The 23,324-nt window shown below is 56.9% G+C and carries 24 protein-coding genes; 14 read left to right on the forward strand and 10 right to left on the reverse strand.

From position 1 onward, the window contains the following. Positions 1–68: 68 nt before the first annotated feature. From glmU to DFP86_RS06265, 7 genes are all read left to right on the forward strand, one after another. Positions 69–1,439 carry a bifunctional UDP-N-acetylglucosamine diphosphorylase/glucosamine-1-phosphate N-acetyltransferase GlmU gene (gene glmU / locus DFP86_RS06235; RefSeq protein WP_133679255.1) on the forward strand — a complete coding sequence of 457 codons (1,371 nt, stop codon included), beginning with the start codon at positions 69–71 and terminating at the stop codon, positions 1,437–1,439. A gap of 47 nt (positions 1,440–1,486) precedes the next feature. After that, positions 1,487–3,316 carry a glutamine--fructose-6-phosphate transaminase (isomerizing) gene (glmS, locus tag DFP86_RS06240; RefSeq protein ID WP_133679257.1) on the forward strand — a complete coding sequence of 610 codons (1,830 nt, stop codon included), beginning with the start codon at positions 1,487–1,489 and terminating at the stop codon, positions 3,314–3,316. A gap of 356 nt (positions 3,317–3,672) precedes the next feature. Then, on the forward strand, positions 3,673–4,479 hold the full coding sequence (locus DFP86_RS06245; protein WP_133679258.1) for a hypothetical protein: 807 nt from the start codon (positions 3,673–3,675) through the stop codon (positions 4,477–4,479). A 180-nt stretch (positions 4,480–4,659) separates the two neighbouring features. Further along, a complete protein-coding gene (locus DFP86_RS06250) occupies positions 4,660–4,920 on the forward strand; it encodes a helix-turn-helix transcriptional regulator (RefSeq protein WP_133679260.1) in 261 nt (86 codons plus the stop codon). Between the two features lie 499 nt (positions 4,921–5,419). Beyond that, the gene (locus DFP86_RS06255) at positions 5,420–5,755 is read left to right on the forward strand and encodes a PDDEXK family nuclease (RefSeq protein WP_133679262.1); all 336 of its coding nucleotides are present in this window, start codon (positions 5,420–5,422) and stop codon (positions 5,753–5,755) included. 123 nt (positions 5,756–5,878) lie between these two features. Continuing rightward, a complete protein-coding gene (locus DFP86_RS06260) occupies positions 5,879–7,480 on the forward strand; it encodes a DUF6119 family protein (protein ID WP_133679264.1) in 1,602 nt (533 codons plus the stop codon). Positions 7,481–7,879: 399 nt separating this feature from the next. Further along, complete coding sequence (locus tag DFP86_RS06265) at positions 7,880–8,341, forward strand: GyrI-like domain-containing protein (protein ID WP_133679266.1); 462 nt, start codon at positions 7,880–7,882, stop codon at positions 8,339–8,341. A 4-nt stretch (positions 8,342–8,345) separates the two neighbouring features. Here DFP86_RS06265 and DFP86_RS06270 read toward each other — a convergent pair whose 3' ends face one another. Further along, positions 8,346–8,774 (reverse strand): DMT family transporter, encoded by a 429-nt coding sequence (locus tag DFP86_RS06270; RefSeq protein ID WP_133679268.1) that lies wholly within the window; start codon positions 8,772–8,774, stop codon positions 8,346–8,348. After that, entirely contained in the window at positions 8,771–9,244 is a 474-nt protein-coding gene (locus DFP86_RS06275) for a DMT family transporter (RefSeq protein ID WP_243729320.1), read from the reverse strand. The genes DFP86_RS06270 and DFP86_RS06275 overlap by 4 nt, the downstream gene beginning before the upstream one ends. 105 nt (positions 9,245–9,349) lie before the next feature. On the opposite strand from DFP86_RS06275, the gene DFP86_RS06280 reads away from it, so the two are divergent. The 3 genes from DFP86_RS06280 to DFP86_RS06290 all read left to right on the forward strand — a co-directional run bounded on the left by DFP86_RS06280 (position 9,350) and on the right by DFP86_RS06290 (position 10,779). Continuing rightward, positions 9,350–10,042: a Crp/Fnr family transcriptional regulator gene (locus DFP86_RS06280; protein WP_133679270.1), complete on the forward strand. Its 693-nt coding sequence runs from the start codon at positions 9,350–9,352 to the stop codon at positions 10,040–10,042. Between the two features lie 145 nt (positions 10,043–10,187). Beyond that, on the forward strand, positions 10,188–10,502 hold the full coding sequence (locus tag DFP86_RS06285; RefSeq protein WP_133679272.1) for a transcriptional regulator: 315 nt from the start codon (positions 10,188–10,190) through the stop codon (positions 10,500–10,502). After that, positions 10,495–10,779 carry a helix-turn-helix domain-containing protein gene (locus DFP86_RS06290; RefSeq protein WP_133679273.1) on the forward strand — a complete coding sequence of 95 codons (285 nt, stop codon included), beginning with the start codon at positions 10,495–10,497 and terminating at the stop codon, positions 10,777–10,779. The genes DFP86_RS06285 and DFP86_RS06290 overlap by 8 nt, the downstream gene beginning before the upstream one ends. Before the next feature lie 69 nt (positions 10,780–10,848). Here the strand turns inward: DFP86_RS06290 and arsB are convergent, their stop codons facing one another. The 3 genes from arsB to DFP86_RS06305 are packed head-to-tail and all read right to left on the reverse strand — an operon-like array spanning position 10,849 to position 12,782. Then, a complete protein-coding gene (gene arsB, locus DFP86_RS06295) occupies positions 10,849–11,916 on the reverse strand; it encodes an ACR3 family arsenite efflux transporter (RefSeq protein ID WP_133679276.1) in 1,068 nt (355 codons plus the stop codon). Between the two features lie 12 nt (positions 11,917–11,928). Beyond that, entirely contained in the window at positions 11,929–12,408 is a 480-nt protein-coding gene (locus DFP86_RS06300) for an arsenate reductase ArsC (RefSeq protein WP_133679278.1), read from the reverse strand. Further along, complete coding sequence (locus tag DFP86_RS06305) at positions 12,405–12,782, reverse strand: ArsR/SmtB family transcription factor (RefSeq protein ID WP_133679280.1); 378 nt, start codon at positions 12,780–12,782, stop codon at positions 12,405–12,407. Before DFP86_RS06305 ends, DFP86_RS06300 begins: the two co-directional genes overlap by 4 nt. Positions 12,783–12,896: 114 nt before the next feature. Between DFP86_RS06305 and DFP86_RS06310 the strand changes: the two genes are divergently transcribed. Further along, on the forward strand, positions 12,897–13,769 hold the full coding sequence (locus DFP86_RS06310; protein WP_133679282.1) for an MBL fold metallo-hydrolase: 873 nt from the start codon (positions 12,897–12,899) through the stop codon (positions 13,767–13,769). A 22-nt stretch (positions 13,770–13,791) separates the two neighbouring features. Here DFP86_RS06310 and DFP86_RS06315 read toward each other — a convergent pair whose 3' ends face one another. Further along, entirely contained in the window at positions 13,792–14,004 is a 213-nt protein-coding gene (locus DFP86_RS06315; RefSeq protein WP_133679283.1) for a hypothetical protein, read from the reverse strand. Between the two features lie 208 nt (positions 14,005–14,212). Here DFP86_RS06315 and DFP86_RS06320 point away from each other — a divergent pair, with 208 nt between their 5' ends. Together DFP86_RS06320 and DFP86_RS06325 are read left to right on the forward strand one after the other, a co-directional pair. Further along, complete coding sequence (locus tag DFP86_RS06320) at positions 14,213–16,582, forward strand: heavy metal translocating P-type ATPase (RefSeq protein WP_133679285.1); 2,370 nt, start codon at positions 14,213–14,215, stop codon at positions 16,580–16,582. 15 nt (positions 16,583–16,597) lie between these two features. Next, positions 16,598–16,804 carry a heavy-metal-associated domain-containing protein gene (locus DFP86_RS06325; protein WP_133679287.1) on the forward strand — a complete coding sequence of 69 codons (207 nt, stop codon included), beginning with the start codon at positions 16,598–16,600 and terminating at the stop codon, positions 16,802–16,804. Positions 16,805–16,870: 66 nt separating this feature from the next. Here DFP86_RS06325 and DFP86_RS06330 read toward each other — a convergent pair whose 3' ends face one another. Then, complete coding sequence (locus DFP86_RS06330; protein WP_133679289.1) at positions 16,871–17,323, reverse strand: DUF411 domain-containing protein; 453 nt, start codon at positions 17,321–17,323, stop codon at positions 16,871–16,873. Positions 17,324–17,425: 102 nt separating this feature from the next. Further along, entirely contained in the window at positions 17,426–17,866 is a 441-nt protein-coding gene (locus DFP86_RS06335; RefSeq protein ID WP_133679291.1) for a hypothetical protein, read from the reverse strand. A gap of 455 nt (positions 17,867–18,321) precedes the next feature. Between DFP86_RS06335 and DFP86_RS06340 the strand changes: the two genes are divergently transcribed. Next, on the forward strand, positions 18,322–20,535 hold the full coding sequence (locus DFP86_RS06340; RefSeq protein WP_166642175.1) for an ATP-binding protein: 2,214 nt from the start codon (positions 18,322–18,324) through the stop codon (positions 20,533–20,535). Here DFP86_RS06340 and DFP86_RS06345 read toward each other — a convergent pair. Further along, positions 20,486–21,223: a substrate-binding periplasmic protein gene (locus DFP86_RS06345; protein ID WP_133679295.1), complete on the reverse strand. Its 738-nt coding sequence runs from the start codon at positions 21,221–21,223 to the stop codon at positions 20,486–20,488. The two genes, DFP86_RS06340 and DFP86_RS06345, sit on opposite strands and share 50 nt — an antisense overlap. A 128-nt stretch (positions 21,224–21,351) precedes the next feature. Further along, positions 21,352–23,232 carry a sensor domain-containing diguanylate cyclase gene (locus DFP86_RS06350; RefSeq protein WP_133679297.1) on the reverse strand — a complete coding sequence of 627 codons (1,881 nt, stop codon included), beginning with the start codon at positions 23,230–23,232 and terminating at the stop codon, positions 21,352–21,354. Between the last annotated feature and the right edge of the window lie 92 nt (positions 23,233–23,324).

The raw sequence follows: 23,324 nt of genomic DNA on the forward strand, positions 1-23,324 counted from the left end.
ACGATTCGTGTATAGTAGGCTGTCCCGCGAGGGGCAGCCTTTTCCTATTTTTGACTCTGACCAATCCTATGCAACGTCCAAGCGTCGTAATTCTCGCTGCCGGCAAAGGCAAGCGCATGTATTCCTCCATGCCCAAAGTACTGCACCCGATTGCGGGCGAGCCGATGCTGGCGCACGTCATCCGCACCGCGCGCGCGCTCGATCCGGCACGCCTGGTGGTGGTTTACGGCCACGGCGGCGAGCAGGTGCGCGCTCGTATCGCGGATGCGGACATTCAATGGGTTGAGCAAAGCGAACAACTCGGCACTGGCCACGCGCTCAAGATGGCGCTGCCGGCCTTGCCGCAGGACGGCACCACGCTGGTGCTGTACGGCGATGTGCCGCTGACCCGGCTGGAAACCCTGCAAACCCTGCTTTCCGCGGCGGGCGAGGGAATGGCCGTGTTGACCGATATCGTCGACAACCCGAGCGGCTATGGCCGCATCGTGCGCGATGCCGCCGGCAACGCTGTCGCCATTGTCGAAGAAAAGGATTGCGACGATACGCAGCGCCAGATCCAGGAAATCAACACCGGCATCCTGGCGCTGCCCAATGCCCAACTGGCCGATTGGCTCAATAGCCTGAAAAACGACAATGCCCAAGGCGAGTACTACCTGACCGACGTGCTGGGTCTGGCGCACCGCGCCGGCGTGCGCGTCGGTAGCGCCGTGGTGCCGCATTCCTTCGAGGCCGCCGGCGTCAACAACAAGGTGCAGTTGGCCGAACTTGAGCGCATCTATCAACAGAATCGCGCACTGGCGCTAATGCAGGCCGGCGTGACCCTGCTCGACCCGACGCGCATCGACGTGCGTGGCGAGCTGGTTTGCGGCCGCGACGTCAGCATCGACGTCAACTGTATCTTCGAAGGCCAGGTCGAACTGGGCGACAACGTGACGGTCGGCGCCCATTGCGTGCTGAAGAACGTCAAGGTCGCCGCCGGCACGCAAATCGCGCCGTTCAGCCTGCTGGAAGATTCGACGGTCGGCGAAGCCTGCAAGATCGGCCCTTACGCGCGCCTGCGTCCGGGCGCCGCATTGGCCGGGCACGTGCATATCGGCAACTTCGTCGAAGTGAAGAAGAGCACGATCGGCGAAGGCAGTAAGGTCAACCACCTGACTTATGTCGGCGATGCCAGTATCGGAAGCCGAGTCAACGTCGGCGCAGGCTGCGTGACCGTCAACTACAACGGTGTCGACAAGTTCCGCACCGTGATCGAGGACAACGTCTTCGTCGGCTCCGGCACTTTGATGGTGGCGCCGGTCACGCTGGAGGCCGGCTCGACTGTCGGCGCCGGCTCGGTGGTCACCAAGAATGCCCCGGCGGGCGAACTGACCGTTGCCCGCGCGCGCCAAGTGACGATTCCAGGCTGGAAGCGTCCGCAAAAGCCAAGCAGATCATGAGATAATCGCGCCTTCCGCTAAGAAGGTAAGCAAGCAAGGAAATAGACATGTGTGGAATTGTAGGAGCCATTGCCGACCATAACGTCGTACCGCATCTGGTCGAAGGGCTGAAACGCCTTGAATACCGTGGTTACGACTCGGCCGGCATCGCCGTGCTGACCGGCGGCGCCATCGAGCGCGTGCGCCGCGTCGGCCGTGTCGCCGAAATGGAGAACGCCGCGGCGGAACAGCAACTCCAGGGCTTCCTCGGTATCGGTCACACCCGCTGGGCAACCCATGGCGGCGTCACCGAGCCCAATGCCCACCCACATGTGTCGCACGGGCAGATCGCCGTCGTGCACAACGGCATCATCGAGAATCACGAAGCGCAGCGCGAACGTCTCAAATCGCTCGGCTACACCTTCGAGTCGCAGACCGATACCGAAGTCATCGCCCACCTGGTTCACCACTATCTGCAGCAGACCGGCGAACTGTTCGCCGCCGTGCAGCGCGCGGTACGCGAATTGGTCGGCGCCTACGCTATCGGCGTGGTTTCGCTGGCGCAACCGGACGAACTGGTCTGCGCGCGCATGGGCTGCCCGCTGCTGATCGGCCTGGGCGAGGGGCAGAACTACATCGCTTCCGACGTCTCGGCCATCCTGTCCGCCACCCGCCGCGTCATCTTCCTGGAAGACGGCGATCTAGCGCTGTTGACCCGCCAAAGCGTCAAGATCATCGATGCCGCCGATCAGCCTGTCGAACGCAAGATTCACGTCTCGGATGTTTCGTTGTCCTCGCTTGAACTCGGCCCTTACAGCCATTTCATGCAGAAGGAAATCCACGAACAACCCAAAGCGCTGTCCGATACCATTGAGGCCGTGCTCGACGCCGGCTTCTGCCCGGCGCTGTTCGGCGATCGGGCCGATACGGTGCTGCGCGAGCTAGAAGGCGTCAAGATCCTGGCCTGCGGCACCAGCTACTATGCCGGCTTGACCGCCAAGTACTGGATCGAGAGCATCGCCGGCGTACTGTGCGACGTGGAAATCGCCAGCGAGTACCGCTATCGCGAAGCCTGGGTACACCCCAAGCACCTGGTGGTGACCATTTCGCAGTCGGGCGAGACGCTCGACACCATGGAAGCGCTCAAGTACGCCAAATCCAAAGGCCATTGCGCGGCACTGTCCATTTGCAACGTGGCCGAGAGCGCGATTCCGCGTGCGTCCGAACTGGTGTTCTACACCCGTGCCGGTGCCGAAATCGGCGTCGCCTCCACCAAGGCCTTCACCACCCAATTGGTCGCCCTGTTCACCTTGGCCGTGACGCTCGGCAAGCTGCGCGGCCGCGTCGATGCCGCCGCCGAAGCCGGTTATCTGGAAGCGCTGCGCCATTTGCCGGGCAGCGTGCAGCACGCGCTCAACCTGGAACCGCAGATCAAAGCCTGGTCGGAGCGCTTCGCGCCCAAGAACGATGCCCTGTTCCTCGGCCGTGGCCTGCATTATCCGATCGCCCTGGAAGGCGCGCTCAAGCTGAAGGAAATCTCCTACATCCACGCCGAAGCCTACCCGGCGGGCGAACTGAAGCATGGCCCGCTGGCATTGGTCGACCAGAATATGCCGGTGGTGGTGATCGCCCCCAACGACGCGCTGCTGGAAAAAGTGAAATCGAACATGCAGGAAGTGCGCGCCCGTGGCGGCGAGCTGTTCGTCTTCGCCGACCTCGACAGCCATTTCAGCGAATCCGAGGGTGTCCACGTCATCCGCACCCCGCGCCACGTCGGCGTGCTGTCGGCGGTTGTCCACGCCATTCCGGTTCAGCTGTTGGCCTACCATGTCGCCCTGGCGCGCGGCACCGACGTCGACAAGCCGCGTAACCTGGCCAAGAGCGTGACGGTGGAATAAGTCGCCTCGCACAGTAAAGTGTGGTGTTTACGGACAATAAAGTTGCGTCATAGACAATAAAGTTCAGTCACCGACAATATAGTTACATCGCAGCCCGGCAGGGAGACTTGCCGGGCTGTTTGTTTTTCGGGTGGATGTTTAAGTGGCTTGGTCTTGGGCTGGCACTGCAGTCGAATTTCTTCACCTGATACAAGGCGCTTTTTGCATGCAGTGAAGATTGCTTTTGCGTTCATACTCCTCGTAAAAATAGTATGATATATGGCTATATATTCTGCCAGTCTTATCAATTTCGCGATATTACAGGTATTTCAATTTGCTCATCCAAGCAACAGGGTTGAGCGTATACGGGGGGAAAAATGAAGGAAGTCGATGAGATTCGTCAAGCAGTGGTAGATCAGATGCAGGCAGCTATTAAGATGCTTATTGCGCGCTATCCCGATATCGATGAAGCGGAGGCGCGTCGGTTTGTAGTACAACAATTTGATTTCATCAATGCAGATCCGAATGAAGTTTTTACCGCCGAACGAGTTGTCGAACGATACGAAGCTACTACTGCACGTGGGGAAGCCGGTGATCACCAGATGCGCGAGAAGCTTGCAAAGCTGATTTACAGAGGGCTAAGCGAGCGTCCACGTACTCAGTCACTTCAATATTTTGAACTTATGCACGCATTCCAAACTGCCACAGGTATTTCTCTGTCCCAGCATGCCCAGGAGCTAGTAGCAATCATTGATCAGCTACAAGAGAAAGGGTACATACGGTGGGAAAACATGGGGGGGAAGATGCCTTTGATTTTTCAAGGAATTGACTTTGACGAATGGACTAGGAAGGTAAACGCAGAAAAGGACTCGGCAGTGTCAGTCACATATAATCTTTTTGGAGCTAACAATCGAGTTAATAATCACTCTGTTGATATGTCGACAAACGTTGTCAATGAAAATGGCGATGTTCAAGAGTATCTGACTGCGCTTCGTTGCGCGATCGAGGGAGCTCAACTTTCAAGTACAGAACGGCAGTCTGCTCTCGAAATCGTTGATGAGATTGACGCACAGTTCTCCTCGAAAGAGCCGAAAAAATCTGTGGTGATGGCTCTGCTAGCTGTGCTTCCGAAGGTCGCGGATATTACCACGATCGTTGGTACTATCGCGTTATTTTTAAAATAGCACCAAACAAGGTGTGGGATCGGCGCAAGTCCGTGATGAGATGCAGAACCTTTTGACTTTGCATGAATCCGGCGGACGTCTGCCCCTGTCTTCAAGTGGCTTAATCTTTTCGGACGATTTGCATGTTCGCTAAATCGAACATATCATCAGATTTTGATGAAAATGTACGGTTAAACGAACATGACATGGCCAATCATTACAGCCTCAGGTTTGGGCAAGGCATTACGCGCGGAGAGGAAGGCCCAGGGCAAGACCCAGGCTCAGATCGCCAAGATGCTTGGTTGCCGGCGCCAGGCCATCGGGGACATTGAGGCTGGGCGCAATGTCGAGTCCTACACGATATTTTCGGTACTGGCGGCGCTGGGGAAGGGACTGCAGGTCGTTCCGATTGAAATGCCAACTGTTGATGATCTGGAATCCCTGTTCGCCGAAGATGATTGAGCAATGGTTTGCGAAGAGGGGCGGCAGTTGTTGAAGGAGGCCAGAACGTGACTGATCCCTGCGCAGATGCTCGTCAACGGGCACGTTCAGAACTTCGTGAACGGGAACTGCTACGCCTTGAATATCATCAAGCAATCATCGTGCTCCTCAAGTCAAAGCGGACTCGTTCTGTTGTGTTGTCACGTTCATGGCGGGAAATCCGGCGTTGGCGACGTAGACAACTGTGTTCGGCCGATTACATCCGAGAGTGGGAGCATCTGCTTGCAGGGCCGACAGCGTTGCTGATAGCAGAGCTCTCGGTGGATACCGTTGATGCAAGACGTCTGCGGCAGAATAGTCCCGTTTTGCTGTGCCAAAAATACTTCTAGCGAAGCTCCTGGCTCGCCTCGCGGATCTTTCCTGCTGAAATTCAAAAGCAATGTAGATAAAGCGCAATAGCTATCCATTGTCATGTGGGAATGGCGGGGTTTATGATTCCCAAGTGTCATTGGGGATGTCTATGGCGAAACGGCGGTATGACTTCGATGAAAGCAAGGTACAGCGTTACCTTGCCGAAGGCTGCGGTGTAGGGAGGCTCGCCTCTTACAAACCCTGGCTCACTGTGCACGATGTTCCCTCTTCTGGCCGTGTCAGCCGTATTCAAGGCTGGCATACAGGTCGGATCCACCATTTGCTCTCCGACGGTGAAACCGGCTTATTCCTGCTGTTCGATTGGGAGGATAACGTCTCGGATATCCGCGAGCAGTTTCCGCTTGATCGTGGTGTGACGCGGCAGATCGCCGTCGAGATCGGTGTTCCGCATCCACATGGGAACCACACCTTGCCGATCTGGTGAAGACCTCTGCTTTCCTATTGTTTGTGTATTATGATATTGTAATTATGCTTTGTGGGATGTTTATGTAATACGGAATCGCGCTGTAAAGATTAAAACATATTTGTGACTGCAATGGATCTATAGATGATATCGCTTAGCATTTATCTTATTCGATCAAGCTCTGTCAAAGATATGGAGGATGCATTTCAATCTTTTCAGAGTACACCTGCCAAACTTTCTGAAGGTGTTGAAGGTAAATTTTATGCAATGCCCTCTGTTCCTGATGAGCCTATTTGGTTTTCTACTCTCAAGCCTCTTTTAGAGAATCGCCAGCCACCTTTAGAATTGAACTCGCAATCTGCTGGCGGGGTTTTGGTTTTAAAATCAAATCCACATGCGTTTGCTGTTTCTTTTGGCCTGGGTTGGCTGAGAATTAAAGATGATTGGGTTATTCCTGATTTTGGCAAGAAGGCAGCTTTAAATGCCATTGCACCAGATAAATTAGTTGAATTAAGTGCAGAACAGGTATTTGCTCACCGACATACGTCAAATGAACGAGCCCCTTCGGCAACAAATCGTAAGGTGTTTGGTGTGGACTTTGATCGTGATCTGCTGGGCACCTTGGAAGGGATTCCTGTTGATTCGAAGCTTCTTGGTAGCTCAATAAAGGGTGGAACAAGCTTTCGCTTGCGGATAGAACTCAGCACTTTAGAATCTGTTCTGAATAGCGTTGGTATTCTATATGAAAGTACTGCGTATAAAAAATTCTGGCCAGAAGTTGATAATATAGTTCGGGTGGAAGATCAGTCAATTGTAGATAATTTGGAAATTGATCTTCATTCTGAAATTATAAAAAGCACATGGCCAGCGAGTTTGTTGCTTATGAATTCTGGTTCGGCAAGAAATTCGGAGTTGAATGCTGTAAATTTTTCGATTGGCAGATTGGAGCGAAAAAAGAAAACATCTTCTCGCTCCGGCGCTCCATATTTGTTTTTGTCGGCATGGGACTCTTGGTTGAAAAAGACTGGACAGAGTCGATCTTTAGCTACAGCAAAAAATACGGCAGTTCATGGGCTTGATGCAAATTATGAACCGTTGTTTGAAACGTCCATCTTCAATTGCCTTGCGTTTGAAATGTCGAAATTAGATAAAAGTGGAATAAATATTCAATACATTTTATCTAATGGCCATTGGTACAGGTCGGAGCAAGATTTTATTGCTACTGTCAATAAAAAATTGGCCGATCTATCTTCGCGTTTGCCTGGCAAGAAACTTTCTAAGTGGGATACGATCCTCCATGAAGGAGATTTCAATCTAGCCTGCTCCAAGAAAGATGGGGTCATATTGTTTGATGCTAAGAACGTATCTTATGGCGGGGGGCATTCAAAATTTGAGTTTTGTGATTTGATGGATTTGGATAATAAAACACTATATTTTGTGAAAATTGCTGTTAATTCAAGCCATATGAGCCATTTAACAGAACAAGTGCGGCGGACTGTCGAGCTGTTCTTTGGCCAAGATCCGACTTTTCGTCAGAAGCTAGCAAATGTTGTGTCAAAACATAACCCTAGCCTTGACGTGTCGTGGGCAAAATCTAGACCAAGAAATGGTGATTGGAAATTATGTGTTGTTCCCCTTGGGAAAAAACTTGCTAAATTACCATTTTTTGCAAAATGTGGATTGTATAGATTAGCAAAAGAATTAGAAATAGCTGGCCATGAATTAGTTTGCGATGAAAATCCATAAAAATTATATAGAAAAATTTGATTGTGCAAATGGGTGAGCATATCGGTTATCGCGATTGAAATGAGTGGTGCCGATGCTCTATCAGCGATGTTGCAGCGCAGGGGGTGCGGGCCAAGTTGAGAGCGGGATGAAACTTTTTGTCTTGCCTCCAGGCGGAGCAATGCTCATCTGTGGGTCCAGGGGGAAATTGCATTTTTGAAGCTGAGAAGTAATTTTTATAATAATCAATAAATTATTGCGGTTTTAAGATTGAATTTTGATATTTGTAAACAGCTGTTTACGGCCAATGATTTGGATCGCAGCCCGGCGGGGAGACTTGCCGGGCTGTTTGCATTTTTATGCGATTAAGATAATGTGTGGCAGCGATCTAATTGTTTATTTGCGCAACTGGAGGAAGCGATGCAGAACAAAGTGGTGGACAAGCAGCCCGTGCTGTTTAGAAGTCAGCGCCTGACGATCCCCGAGATCGGCCTGTACGCGGAGAAACACTGTGCGGATATCCAGGACGAGGCCACACGACGCGGGCTTGAAATCGAGGGTCCTTGGACTTTTGTTTCCTACTCGTTGCCCGATAACCCCAGCGACGCGTTCCAGCTGGATTTTTGCCTGCCGATCGTGTTGGCGGATGCTGTGGACGATAGCGTGCCGTCGATCAAGGTCTTGCCTGCGTTTCCTTGTGCGAGTTACAGCTATCAGGGCCCTTTGGCTGGCATCTTCCCTCAGGGCTATGCGCCGTTGCTGCATGACATCGGCCAGGCAAAGCTCGCGCTGACAGGCGAAAGCCGTGAAGTCTACCTGCAATGGGATGGGCCGGACTCGTCGGAAAACCGCATCGAGATCCAGTTTGGCTGTAAAGCCTGAGGCTTCAGTTCGATTTTCGCGATGCCCTGGACAGATACATTCCCAGCAGCAGGACAGCCAAGCCCGCACAGCGTAATATCCCCGGCGCTTGCTGTTGGTGTTGCCAGTCGATCAATACGGCGGACAGCATTTGACCGCCGATCACCAACAGCGCGGCCCGTGTGGCGCCTAAGCGAATAAAGACAAAGCTATTGATGGCGACAAATAAAGCGCCGAAGACGCCTCCCAGATAAGCGCTGACCGGGAGACTCAAATCGCTTGCCCGCGGCCATCCCATCATCAGCAGCATCAAACTCAGAAACAGGAAGCCGACCACATGATTCCATTGGGACGCCCGAAATGGCCCGGCATGGGTACTCAATTGGCCATTTAGGGCTCGACTCATCCCGATCGCGATGCCGTTGATTAGCGCTAGAACGATACAGAGCATCATCCGTGTTGCCCTCCGAAAATGATCATGGCGCTGCCGGACAGCACGCACACGACGACCAACAAATCACCGGCTCGAATGCGCCGTATGGGGGTGCGAAACCAGCCAAAGTAATCCGATACCAGCCCGAACATCACTTGGCCGACCATCATCAGCGCGATGGCGCCGGATAACGATAGCGGTCCGTTGACGGCCAGTGCCGCCAAGATGACGGTGAATGCCCCGGGGATGCCGCCGAGATAAAACCACAGCGGAGAGCTCGTCGACCGTGCGCCGCTCCTGGCGTTCTTTCCCTGTGTCCGCGTCGAGAGCTGTGCCAACAGCAACGCCACGATGGCGCCTGTGCCATGGGCTACCCAGGAAGAAAAGACGGATGACGTGTATCGGGCCAACTGGCTGTTGCACACAACCATCAGGGCAAGCAATGCGCCGCCCGCGACCGCCAGCATGCTGTCCTTGAAGTGTTTGAACACGGCGTTCTCCTCGTTGCTTGTGTGACCGGGAAATTATCATGCTCGGCTTGACGCAAGTTATGACATCCGTCACAGTCGGCGGGCGGATTTGAGGAGATTGATGCGATGGGCGAACAGATCGCGGCCTACTATGAACACTTCAGGCTTGACCGTTTCATCCCGCCGGAACTGATCGGACATTTCAAATTGCAGCCCTTCGACAAAGGCGAGTCCATCTGTGAGGTTGGACAGCCCATCGACTCGCTGTCGTTTCTGGTCGAGGGACGCGCCAAAGTGTTCATGCCTATGGAGAACGCGCGCCAGCTGTTGCTGTGTTTTTATGAGCCGTTACAAATGTTGGGCGATCTGGAGCTGTTCGAAGCCGAGCCGCGTACGGTGACGGGCGTTCAAGCACTCACGCCTTGTCTTTGTCTGAAGCTGAAAAGAGATATCGTCATGACGCAGCTGGCGGATAACCCGGTCTTTCTGCGGCAGATGTGTTTGTCCTTGGGGCGAAAGCTGGGACGGGTGAATCGCAATAGCGCTCTCAATATGTTGCACCCGGTCGAAAATCGCCTGGCAAGCTACATTCTCGGCACGGCCAACCGAACAAATGGCGTCCCCGCGGAATTCTCCGGAAACCTGACGCAAATTGCGGATTTCCTGGGGACAAGCTTCCGGCACGTACACCGAACTTTGCAGAAATTCTGCACACTCGGATTCCTTGCCAAAGACCGAACGCGCTATGCGATTTTGAATGAGCCCGCGCTGCAAAAACTCGCGGTCGGGATCTTCGTGCAGCCGAGCGGACTGGGGTAGCGAGTCAACGGCGTCGGGCTGTAGCGGCACGAATGTCAGCCGGCGGTCGCGACGGCCCGCCCGGAGAAATTCGTTCATTATTCCCACCCATAGGGACTCCCTCATCTAAACTTGTGCTTATACGGCATTGCCGTATAATGAAGGCATGTTCACCGTCATTGAAACCCATATATTCAAGCGAAGCGCAGATGATGTCTGGTCGGAAGGCGAGCGCCTGCTATTCATTGAGTGGTTGACCGGCAACCCCTTGGCTGGGGATGTCATTCCCGGGGCTGGCGGCTTGCGCAAGGTGCGCTGGGGGCGTGCCGGCATGGGCAAACGTGGTGGTGCCAGAGTGATCTACTACAATTTGCTGGATGATGGATTTATTTATTTGTTAATGGTTTACACCAAAGCCAAGTTTGACAATTTACCCCCGGCATTCCTCAACCAACTGCGTGAAGAGGTGGAAAATGGATAAAGAAATGGAGCAATTCCAGATCGATTTGCTGCAATCGGTTCGGGAAATGAAAGCCGGCCAGGTGGCGCGCGTGACAAAAGTGGAGGTTTCTCCGATTGCCGAGGCACGGGTAAAAGTCGGTCTGTCTCAAACAGCGTTTGCCGCCCTGCTGGGGGTAAGCGCACGTACGTTACAAGACTGGGAGCAGGGACGCCGCCATCCTACTGGGGCGGCTAAAACGTTGTTGCGAGTGGCTGAACAGCATCCCGAGGTATTGCGAGAACTCCAGGCAGGCTGAGCGCCAAGCAGTGGCTCGGTCGTATGAACGAGAACGGCAGCTATGGCGCTGCCGTTTGATTTATGGCACTTAAGCTTTTTCGTACCACCCCTTGCTCGAATTCACTACCTTGACCACCAACAGCATGACCGGCACCTCGATCAGCACGCCCACCACTGTCGCCAATGCCGCACCCGATTCGAAACCGAACAGGCTGATGGCTGCCGCGACGGCTAGCTCAAAAAAGTTGGAAGCACCGATCAAGGCCGAGGGGCATGCGATGTTGTGTTTTTCGCCGACGGCGCGGTTTAGCCCATAGGCTAAGGCGGCATTGAAAAAGACTTGAATCAGAATTGGCGCGGCGAGCAGTGCGATGACCAACGGCTGTTTGATGATGGCTTTGCCCTGGAAGGCGAAGAGCAGGACCAGTGTGGCTAGCAGGGCACCGATCGACCACGGGCCGATTTTGGCCATGGCGGCGTCGAAGGCGGCTTGGCTTTTGGCGAGCAGCGACTTGCGCCAGAGCTGAGCCAGCAGCACCGGTATCACGATATACAGCACCACCGAAGTGATGAGGGTGCTCCACGGGACGGTGATGGACGAAATGCCCAGCAAAAGACCGACCATGGGGGCGAAGGCGAACACCATGATGGTGTCGTTGAGCGCGACCTGGGATAGCGTGAATAGCGGGTCGCCGCCGGATAGCCGGCTCCAGACGAATACCATGGCCGTACAGGGTGCCGCTGCCAGCAAGATCAGGCCGGCGATGTAGCTATCGAGTTGAGCGGCGGGCAGCATCGGCGCGAACAGGTGGCGGATGAACAGCCATCCCAGCAGTGCCATGGAAAAGGGTTTGACCAGCCAATTGACCAATAGGGTCACGCCAATGCCGCGCACATGTTGCCGCACTTCATGCAAGGCGCCAAAGTCCACCTTGACCAGCATCGGAATAATCATCACCCAGATCAGGAGGCCGACCGGCAGATTGACCTGGGCGACCGCCATCCGGCCGATGGTTTGAAAAACGGCCGGCAGCCATTGCCCCAGCGCGATACCGCTGACGATACAAATGAAGACCCACAGCGTCAGATAGCGCTCGAAAACGCTCAGCGGGCCGCCGCCGGCCTTTTGGGCGGTTGCTTCGCATTGTGCGGACATGGTCGACTCCTTTTACGGTAACAAAGCGCCAATACGATCCAGCTCCGCTTTCAGCCGCGGGCGGTCATGCTGCAGTTCGGTCAGCGGCAGCGCGAGCAAGGCTTCGATGCGCGCCCTAAGAATGCGATAGGCACGCATGAAGGCGGCATCGATTTCCGCGTCGCTGCCGGTGGCGTGGGCGGGGTCGTCCACGCCCCAATGCGTGCGCAGTGCCGACCCGAGGTAGGCCGGGCAGGTCTCGCCGGCTGCGCTGGCGCAAACCGTGATGACGATGTCCGGGGTGTTGGGCAGCTGATCCCAGGATTTGCTGCGACAGCCTTCGGTTGAAATCCCTTCGCGCGTCAACAAGGTCAGCGAGCGCGGATGGACTTGGCCCGTAGGGTGACTGCCGGCGCTCATGGCGTGCCAGCCTGCCGGTGCCAGGTGGTTGAAGGTCGCCTCGCCCAGGATGGAGCGGCAGGCATTACCGGTACACAGAAAGAGTACGTTCACGATTCGGCTTTCGGTTCGGTCGCGGATAAAGGCGGAAGCACGGCTTCAGAGCAGCAGGATGGCGATCGGCGATCCGCACACTGTTCCGGATGGCCGTTGCAGCATTCTTCCGTCAGGTAGGCAATCAGATCGAGCATCAGCGCCAAATTGGCTCGATAGCGCAGAAAGCGGCCTTCCTGAGTCACCGAGATCATGCCGGCGTGCATCAGCGCCTTAAGATGAAACGAGAGCTTGTTGGGGGCAATCTCCAGCGTGGCGGCGATTTCCCCCGCGACCATACCGTCATGCCCCATGCGCACGAGTAGGCGGAAGATGTCGAGCCGGGTCGGGGCCGACAACGATTCAAACAACTGGCTGGCGTTAGGGGTATCCATATTTCTACTGTACAACAATTATTGAAATGATGCATGAACTTTTGCGGTCGGAACCGATTAGGATAAGCAAAGTGGATTTTGTTATCTGAACGACCCCAGGGGATGAAGAAGCGTATGAGTACAACGATCAAAACCTATTCAATCGGCGATGCCAAGATTACCCGCGTCACGGACACCTTGCTGTATGGTCTGACACCATCGCTGCTATACCGCGACTGGCATGACGACATCCTGAGTGAGCAGCCGCACTTGCGCAGTCTACTGGATGCGAGCGGCGAGCAGGTGATCCTCAGCGTCCATACCTGGGTCGTCGAGTGGGCCGGAAAGATCTTCTTGATCGATACCGGGATTGGTAACGGCAAGGAACGGCCGTTTAGTCAGCTGTTTCATCGATTGCAGACGCCGTATTTGGCGCGTTTGGCTGCCGTGGGTATCGAGCCGGAGGATGTGCATCATGTATTACTGACGCACCTGCATGCGGATCATGTCGGCTGGAACACACGCATGGTCGATGGCCAGTGGGTGCCGACTTTTCCGAATGCCAAATATGTGATGCCGCAGGGCGATGTCGATTTCTATGCTACGCCAGCCGCGGATAGCCGGCGGATGGTATTCGACGATAGCGTGGCACCCGTGATCGCAGCTCGCCAGGCTATCTATATGGATGCCGATGGTGGCGACTATCTCGAGCGGTTCCGCTTTCATGCGACGCCCGGGCATTGCGCCGGCCACATGGCCATTTCTTTCGCCTCACGCGGTGAGATGGCGTTGTTCACAGGCGATGTGGTGCATACGCCGATTCAAGTGTATCGGCCAGAATGGAATTCGGTATTTTGTGCCGAGCAGGAACAGGCGCGAGCGTCACGCCGTTGGTTGCTCGACTTCGCTGCGGAACAAGATGCCACCTTGTTCACGGCCCATTTCCCCGATACCTCGGCGGGGCGGGTCTCGCGCCAAGGCCACGGCTTTCAATGGCAATTTGTTTAATCCTCGGGGGCATGGTCTCGTTCTAGTCGCCTCGATAAGGCACGCATGTCGGACCGCGGCGCCGATCCAGCCAGGCTAGAAACCGGCTGCCCAGCGTGCTGACGCGGCAGCCGCCGTGGCCGTTCGATTCGATGAACGCGCTGGCGCACAGTGCCGGGTGGCTGAATACCTTGAAATAGCAGGGTGTCGCCTGCAGCTGCCTGAGCGCCTCGATATCTGTTTGAGTCAATCTCATCGCTATTGCCTCCTCTGCCACTACATATAGAGGCTGTCTGTTGTACTAATCCATGTTCTAGTATTTATCTACAAAAAATGCAAACCGTTAAACAGGGGTGGCCAGACGGTGTGGTGACCTTTCGGTCAGAGCGCCATGCAAAGTGAGTTCCAATTTAGCTTTTGTGCTGCTATTATACCCCCATAGGGTATATGTCACGGAGCGCAACATGAGCAGTCCAACGACCTTCACCATTCCGATCAGCGGCATGAGCTGTGCCGCCTGTGCCAGCCGCATCGAGAAGCAGCTCAACAAGCAGGATGGGGTGCAGGCTTCGGTCAACTTTGCTGCCGAAACGGCGCAAATCAGCGCGGATCTGTCGCGGGTCTCGGTGGAGAATCTGCTGCAAACCATCGAGCAGACGGGCTATGGCGTGCCGGAGAACACATTGCGCGTGCGTGTGTCCGGCATGACGTGCGCAGCTTGCGCCGCCCGTATCGAGAAAGTGCTCAATCGCTTGCCGGGTGTCACGGCCGGCGTCAATTTCGCCGATGAAAGCGCCACGGTGCGCTTCCCCGCCGGCCTGACGACGGCGGATGCCGTGGTGGCAGCCATCGAGCGCGCGGGCTATGGCGCCCAGCTCGAAACCGGGGCACCGGACATGGCAGAGGAGAAGGCGCGCCAATTGCGCCGAGATCGTCGCGATTTCCTGATTGCCGCACTCCTGTCGCTGCCGTTGTTGTTGCAAATGTTCTTCATGCCGGAAAGCCTGCAGGGTGAACAGCAATACCGCTGGCTGCAATTCGCACTGGCGACGCCCGTGCAATTCTGGATCGGCGCGCGCTTCTATCGCGGTGCTTGGCACAGCCTACGAGGCGGGGCGGCCAATATGGATGTGCTGGTCGCGCTAGGCACGTCGATGGCGTATGGCCTGAGCGCGGTGGTCACCGTGTTGGGCTGGCGCACGCAGCACGTCTATTTCGAGGCCAGCGCCGTCATCATCACCTTGGTGATCCTCGGCAAATGGCTGGAGTCGCGCGCCAAGGGTAAGACCTCCAGTGCGATCGCGGCGCTGCTGAACATGCAGCCGAAGCATGCCCGGGTTGAAGTGGCGGGCGAAATTCGCGAGGTCGCCATCGAGCGGTTGCAAGTGAACGATATCGTGGTCGTGCCGCACGGCGAGGCGATTCCGGTGGACGGCGAGGTTGTGGAGGGCCGTGCTGCCGTGGATGAGAGCATGCTGACGGGCGAGAGCTTGCCCGTGGAGAAGGTCGAGGGGAGTCGGGTCTATGCCGCGACTTCCGTGCAGGAGGGGATGCTGAAGTGTCGCGCCACTCGTGTGGGGTCGGAAACCCAGTTGGCGGAAATCGTGCGTTTGGTGACGGCCGCACAGGGCTCCAAGGCGCCGATCCAGAAATTGGCAGACCGCATTTCCGGCATCTTCGTGCCGACCGTCGTCCTGATCAGCGCGTTGACGTTCTTGCTGTCCCGCTGGTTTGGCGTCGGCCTGACCGATAGCTTTATTCACGCCGTCGCGGTGCTGGTGATCGCTTGCCCGTGCGCGCTGGGTTTGGCCACGCCGACGGCGGTGATGGTCGGCATCGGCCGCGGTGCGCAGCACGGTATTCTATTTCGCAATGCCACGGCGTTGGAGCATGCCGAAAAGATCACGGCTTTGGTGGTGGACAAGACCGGCACGCTGACAGAGGGCAAACCCGCTGTAGTGGATGTGGAAGCGCTGGGAGCGCAACCGGTCGAGCGCATCGTGCAGTGGGCCGCAAGCCTGGAACAGGGGTCGGAGCACCCGCTGGCCAAGGCGATTCTCAACGCGGCGGTCGAACGGAAACTACCGTTATTGCCCATCCGGGATTTTGCCGCGACGGCAGGGCAGGGTATCGAGGGCGAGGTCGACGGCCAGCGCATCCGCGTCGGTGTGCCCGCCTGGGTGGCACCGCTCGACGATGCGGCACAGGCGATCATCGAGCGCGCCGCGACCTATGGCCATACGCTGGCGGGTGTGGCGCTCGATGGGGTACTGGTGGGGCTGATCTCGCTGGCCGATGCCATCCGTCCTTCCTCGGCAGAAGCCGTGCGTCGGCTGCACGAACTGGGTATCGAGGTGGTGATGATGACCGGCGACCATCATGCCACGGCGGCGGCAATGGCCGCACAGGCCGGGATCGACCGCTTCCAGGCGCAGGTGCTGCCGCAGGACAAGGCCGGTTACGTGCAGCAGTTGAAAAGCGCGGGCCGAGTGGTGGCGATGGTGGGGGATGGCGTCAACGACGCACCGGCGCTGGCCGCCGCCGACGTGAGTTTTGCCATGGGTGCGGGCAGCGCGGTGGCGATCGAGACGGCGGATGTGACGATCATGCATAGCGATCTGCAAGCGGTGGTGATGGCGATCTCGTTATCGCGCGCCACGCTGGCCAAAATCCGCCAGAACCTGTTTTTTGCCTTTATCTACAATATTTTGGGGATACCGCTTGCGGCATTCGGCATGTTGAATCCGGTGATTGCCGGTGCCGCCATGGCCATGAGTTCGGTCTCCGTCATCAGCAATTCACTTCTGCTGCGCCGCTGGCGCGGCCAACCTTGAAATAGGAGCCCAACGATGGAAACCGTGACCGTCAAGATCGATGGCATCAGCTGCATGGGGTGCGTTAAAACGCTGACCGGGGTGTTGACTGCCTTGCCCGGCGTCGAGACCGCAGTGGTCGACAAGGACCAAGCGCAAGCGACGATTACCTACGACCCGGCGCAGGTTCAGATGCCGCGTTTCAAGTCGGCGATCGAAGATGCCGGCTACGATGTCGTCTGAAGCTGTGGGTAGGACACTTCGGGGCGCTGATGCGCCCCGAAGCTTTTCAGCGCATAGGGCAACGGTTTAGCGCTGGGCGTAAACCGAAGTCTGACCGTCTTTGGTGAATGCGATGACTTGGTATGGCGTCGTGACGCCGGCGGCATCCATGCCCGGCGCCTTCAGCGGCATGCCGGGCACCGCCAGGCCCGCGATCTTGGGATGGGTTTTGAGCACCTTTGCCACCAGATCCGGCGGCACATGTCCTTCGAAGATATAACCCCCTGCCGTGGCGGTGTGGCACGAGCGTAAAGCCTGTGGCACGCCAAGCTTATCCTTGATGGCGGTGATGTCCGGCTGTTCCTGGGTTGTGACGTCGAAGCCGGTTTTCTGCATGGCGGCGGCCCAACGCTCGCAGCAGACGCAGCCGGTGTTCTTGACCATCGTGATGGCGCTCGAGGCGGCGAGTGCGGGCATGCTCGAAAACAGGCCAAGCGCCAGGATGGCGGCAAGCCAGGTAGTGGTGATCGGGTTTCGCATCTTGATTCAATCCATAGCATGTGTCTGCGCCGCGACGCGCGGTGCAGGACAGTTTCGTGTGTCGTCATGTCTGGCATGACGCTAAGACAAGTCAGGAAGGAATCAGGCGCGAGGTGGCGGAGAGAGCGCGTCCGGCTCGAAGGAGGTATAGCGCGCTTCGTGTCGCGAGTCCTGCGGCGACATGATCGGCACAGGGCCGAGCGCCGTGCCGAACAGGCCGACTAGCGAGGCTTGGCAACAGAAGTCGTGGTGGTGATTGACGGCCGTATCGTTCAGGCGATGGTTGTTCGGTGCTTGAGCGCAGTGTGCCGCCATCATGCTGGCGGGCATTTGATTGGCGGAGTCGATTCCCGATGGCATTGGCCCGCTCGCCCAAACCTGCAGCGGCAGGACGGCAAAGGCGAACAGGAAAAAAGCAATGCTCAGCAATCGATGCATGTTCTCGGCGTGAAACGACATGGCAATGGCGCCATACTGGCGCACCGTGGCGAGTTCGTCAAATACCCACAAGGGGTATATTTGATTTGAGGACAAATCGATCATGCACGGGTTGGCTCAATGAGGGTCTGCCGCCATCGCCTTATGGCTCGGCAGAATTGAACGAGTGGGAGCGGTAGATTGAACATGTGGCGGGGGGGAAGGTTTGATCGGGTATGAATATTTTCCTAATGCAGTTCAGGTAAATTCTGCTAGTTTCGCACGATAGTATCTTGTTATTGCATTGTATTTGCTTGGTTTTTTGCCAGAGACTGCGCAATGGCCGCAGGATGTTGCAGTAGCGCGGCTTGAGGAGGCCAGTTGGCGTGGACTGAGCGAGAAATACCTATGTAGGGTGGGGTATTGCTGTGTCCTCGGTCGGATTGGCACGGCGGCTGATAGGAAGACCAGGGGATGTGAACCGTCAGACAGGCGCATCAGTCTTTCCTATTTATCCCACACTCAAGATGGCTATGTTCAATCACTTGGTTCTACCTACAGTTCTTCGCCGCTCGCTCATCATGGTCTCGCATTTAGATCTGTCAGGCGCCAAGGAGTGGCTGCCGCGTATCGCTCTGGTCGGTTTCGCCCTGTTTCTCTGGCAGGCCTGCGGAGCGCTCCATAACATACTGGCACTGTGTTTACTGGTCGTGCTGTGCTTGCTGCAAGAAATCAATCATCAGCATAGGGTGCGCCGGTTCCGCGCCTTGCAGACCGCGCATGACCATGCCGTCGCGGCACGGCGGCAATTGCTGGCGGTGATCGAAGCCCTACCTGAAGCCTTTGCCTTTTATGACACCGAGGATCGATTGGCATTGTGCAACCAGCAGTACGCCAATCTGTTTTCGCGCGATATTCGGCCAGAGGAGTTGGTCGGCCAAACATTCGAGTCGATGAAGCGGCTTTCGCTACGATTTGCCAATGAACTGCCTGACGATGGCTACGATGCCGAGTCCTGGGTTGTGGAGCGGCGCCGGCGTCATCAAGCCGGCGAGTCTTGTTTGGTGCGCACCGGTAATCAGTGGTACTTGGAGAGCGATCATCCTGTGCCGGAGTTGGGATACGTCTGCCTGCGTTCCAATATCACTGCTTTGAAAACGCATGAGCTGTCCTTGCAGCAAGCTAAGCACCTGGCCGAGGAGGTCAGCCAGGCCAAGAGCGCTTTTCTGGCGATGATCAGTCATGAAATCCGCACACCGTTCTATGGCATTCTGGGGTGGTTGGAGCTCTTGAGCGCGACCCGGCTGGATCGCGAGCAGTCGACGATGCTCGCCAGCATGCATGAAGCGACTTCGGTGTTGCTGCGTCTGATGGACGATATTCTCGATTTTTCCGCTATCGAAGCCGGTAAATTGACGTTATCGCCTGTCGTTGCGCCATTGCGCCCGCTATTGGCCAGTGTGCTCCAGCTGTTTCAGTCCGCGGCCGTGGCACGTTCCCTTTCCTGCGAACTGATCATCGCGCCCGAGGTGGCCAGCGCCCATGTGCTCGATCCGCTGCGTGTGCGACAGATTCTGGTCAACTTTCTCAGTAATGCGCTCAAGCATACGGAGCAAGGCGGTATCCGCCTGACGGTCGATGTCTTGTCGGAAGACGGGGGGAGGCAGCATTTGTGCTTCAGTTGCATCGATAGCGGCAGCGGGCTCTCTGCCGGACAAGCGGAGCAGTTGTTCCAGCCGTTCGGGAGGGCATTCGGGCAGGTGGGGACGCAGCATGGCGGGGTCGGACTGGGCCTGTCGATTTGCCGCCATCTGGCCGAATTGATGGGGGGCAATGTCGGTTTGCAGAACGAACCGGGCGGCGGTGCCCGGGCTTGGTTGTCGCTTAGGCTAGATTGCGCATCGGTGCCAGGCGCTAGGTTGCGAACGAATGGCTCGGTGCTGCCGTTGCCTTTTGCCGGCTTGGCGCCGGTACTGTTGGTCGAGGACAATCCCTGCAACCGGCAACTGATGGCCATGCAAATGGAACAATTGGCGGTTGATTACCGAGTCGCAGAACATGGTGCCCAGGCCTTGGATCTTTGGCGCGAGCAGCGTTTCTCCCTGATTCTTTCCGACTGCCATATGCCGGTCATGGATGGCTACCAGTTGGTGCGCACCGTTCGCCAAGAGGAAATGGCTCGTGGCTTGACCCCGATCCCGGTGATCGCCTGCACCGCCAACCTGGCTGCCGATGTGGCACTACAGGCGCACGACGCAGGTATGTCGCAGGTGTTGACCAAGCCAGTCGACCTGGCGGTGCTGGCGACGACCTTGCGCCATTGGCTGAATCTGCCTGAAACGCCGACACGGGTGTCGTGCCAGCGTTTTTCGGCAGAGTCCGGCAAGGTACTCGACCGTTCGGTGCTGCGCAGTTTCACTCAAGGCGATCGGACGAAGGAATGGCGCTTGGTGCGTCAGTTCGTGATAGTCGGTGCCGAGGATCGGCAGGCCCTGCGCCAAGCCATTCATCAAGACGATAGCGAGCAGACGGTATGGTATGCGCACCGGATCAAGGGCGCGGCCCGGATGATCGGCGCGCACTGGCTGGCCGATGCGGCCGCCCGGCTTGAGCAGGCGGCACGTCAATCTTTGCCGGTGGCCGACGCCTGGCAGTCGCTGGAGCGAGGCTTTGTCGAAGTAGAGGCTTGGGTGAGCAGACAGCCGGGTCTGGTACGTCGTCCGCGGTGTCCCGTCGGTGCGGTGTCTAGTGGTAGCGGGCCAGGATCCTGTCGTATTCGCCGTTCTTCTGAATGATTTTCAGACCCTGATTGAACGTATCGCACAGGACGGAAGTACGGCAGGCCAATTGGTACTCAGTGGGCGGGAACAGATGATACATCTCGACCGGCTGGGGTTTTTCGTGAAACTGAGGTTCTAGCTTGTGATCCATCCACTGGAAGATACGACGGTCGGCCACGACGACATCGATTGCTCCCCGGTAGAGCAGCCGGTTTTGGTTCATCTGATCCGCTGCCTCGGCATAGTGCGGATTCTTGTTGGCCATGACGTGAAATTCCGGGCCTAGGTAGATTTTGGCGTTTGAATAAGCCAAGACGTTGTAATGGACCAGATCCGCGATCTGCGTCAACTTGAGCTGTCGGGATTTCAGTGTGATGGCCACGTCGTCGTAGCTGACGTAGGTGTTGGAGTAGTTGGTGCGAATGCCGGATTGGCGCCCCAGTGTGGCCACGGCGTCGATACCCGGGGATTCCAGTGCGGTGGCCAGTCTGGGTTGCGACACATACTGCGGCGTCACGGCAATACCGCGCACGGCGAACGCGGCACGGATGATGTCGACTTCGATGCCATTGTTGCTATCGGCCATGACGTACGGTTCGAGCGATTCGCCGAAGGCGACCCGGATCGATAGCTCGGCACCGGCAGCCCATCCCGCGCTGACAACCAGCAGGCACCCCAAGAGGTAATGCACGACAGACCGCATGGTTAGGATTCCAGTCGACTTATCAGTTCATCATAGGATGATAATTATGAGCTGAAAAACTTGAGTGTGCTATACGGTTATTGTTCTTTATGCCATATAAAAAACTGGCCATTTTGCTGGACAACGCGCTAGAGCACTTTGACGCAGCCGCGCCCCGCTGCTTTGGCTTGATAGAGCGCCTTGTCGGCGCGCGCGAGCAGCCGCTCGCCATCAGCGTCCTCGGGGGCGAGTGACGCGACGCCGATCGAACAGGAGAAATGGATACGGTCGTGCACTTCCGGAACCTGAACCGACATGTCCAGAATGCGTGCCAACAGTCGTCGCGCCGCTTCGGCCGCCTCCTCCACGCCGGTATGCGGCAGCATGATGGCGAATTCCTCGCCGCCGAGCCGTCCCATCAGATCCTCCTTGCGCAGCAAAGGCGCCGATTCGCGGCATAGCGTGCGTAGCACATCGTCGCCGGTCGAGTGGCCGTACTGGTCGTTGACGTTCTTGAAGTGATCCAAGTCCAGCATCAGGACGGAGAGTGGTTGCGGATAGCGTCGCGCGCGCGTGACCTCTTTCTGCAATGCCTGCAGGAAGTTGCCGCGGTTGGCTACCCCGGTCAGGCTATCCAGGCGAGCCTCGCGTAGCAGGGCGGCCTCCAATTTCTTGCGTTCGGTAATGTCGCGCGCCGAGGCCCAGATCAACGATTGACCGTCGATCTCCACCGCCGTCGCAGTGATTTCCGCATCCCATAGCGAGCCGTCCACATGGCGCATCGCGGTTTGGAAAATCAGCGGTTGATCGTGATGGCTTTGCAAGATCTTGAGGATATCGGATGGCTCAAGATTGGCGGACCAATCCCAGATGCGGGTGGCCATGATCGCTTCCGGCCCCTCGGCGCAGATCTGCTTGAGAAAGCCCTCGCTGATTTCGAGGAAGCGGCCCTCGCGATCCAAGACCACCGTACCGTCCGCGCCGTGGCGCAGCAGCATTTGATAATGCTCGCTCTTGAGCCGCAAAGCCTCCATGGTTTCATGGTGTAGCAATACTTGGCAGACCAGATCCGATACATGCTCGATCATGGCGAAGTCGTTCGCACCGGCGACACTGGGCAGGTGATGGTAGATGGCGAAGACCCCCAGTACCCGGTCGCCGCTCAGAATCGGCTGCGACCAGCAACTGTGCAGTTCGAAGCGAAGTGCTAGTTCGCGAGAGGCCGCCCAATAGGGGTGTTGCAGCGTGTCGTTGACGATCACCCGCTGGCGGCGATAGGCCGCCGCCCCACACGAGCCGATCTCGGGGCCGATCTCCACGCCATCGATGGCTGCCAAGTAGGCGGCCGGCAGGCTGGGGGCCGACAACAAACGTAAGAACCTACCCGTTCGATCCAGCGCCATGATCGAGCACAGCGTACCAGGGTGATCGATCTCGATGCCGTTGAGCAGCGTGTCGAGCACCTGTTTTAGCGGTGTATGCTGGGTCGTCAGCCGCAGGACGCGGTTGTGTAAAGCCAATTGCCGCTCAGCAGCCTCTAGGCGCGTCTGTTGTTCCATGTGCAACAGTTCCGCGCCGAGCCGAGCAGTAATCGGCTCCAGCAGCGTATCGAACCAATCGGGTAGGGTCGTGCTATCGGCAAAGAACATGGCCAAGTGGCCATAGCATTGGCCTTGATCGTCCAGAAACGGATAGCCGTGGAAGCTATCGCTGCCTGTGTCGCACAATTGCGGGAAGGTTTGTCCCAGGCCGGAAGTCTGTACCAGCCGCTGCCCTCGGTAGACTAGCTCGCACGGCGTACCGGCCAAGGCAAAACTATCGGGTGCATGGCGTTGTGTGGATGCCACGACACGCACACGCGTCACCGGCAAATCGATGGCGCGTGCGACCATGACCCGTTGCGCCCGCAGGTGCCGGGCCAGCCATTCGACGATGGCGTGCACGTAGGCTTCGCCTGCCAGCGAATAAGTCGATTGCCATAAATCGGTCTGCAGATGCTCGGGCCCCAGATTGTCGATGGCGCTGTGCATAGTATGTCGGTGGTGGTCGGCTCATACAGATTTATAGCCCTATTTGCGCAACAAGGCATGCCGAGTCGTGTGCGTGTCACACAGGGAGGGTA

The organism is Paludibacterium purpuratum (assembly GCF_004363805.1).
Taxonomy (GTDB): Bacteria; Pseudomonadota; Gammaproteobacteria; order Burkholderiales; family Chromobacteriaceae; genus Paludibacterium; species Paludibacterium purpuratum.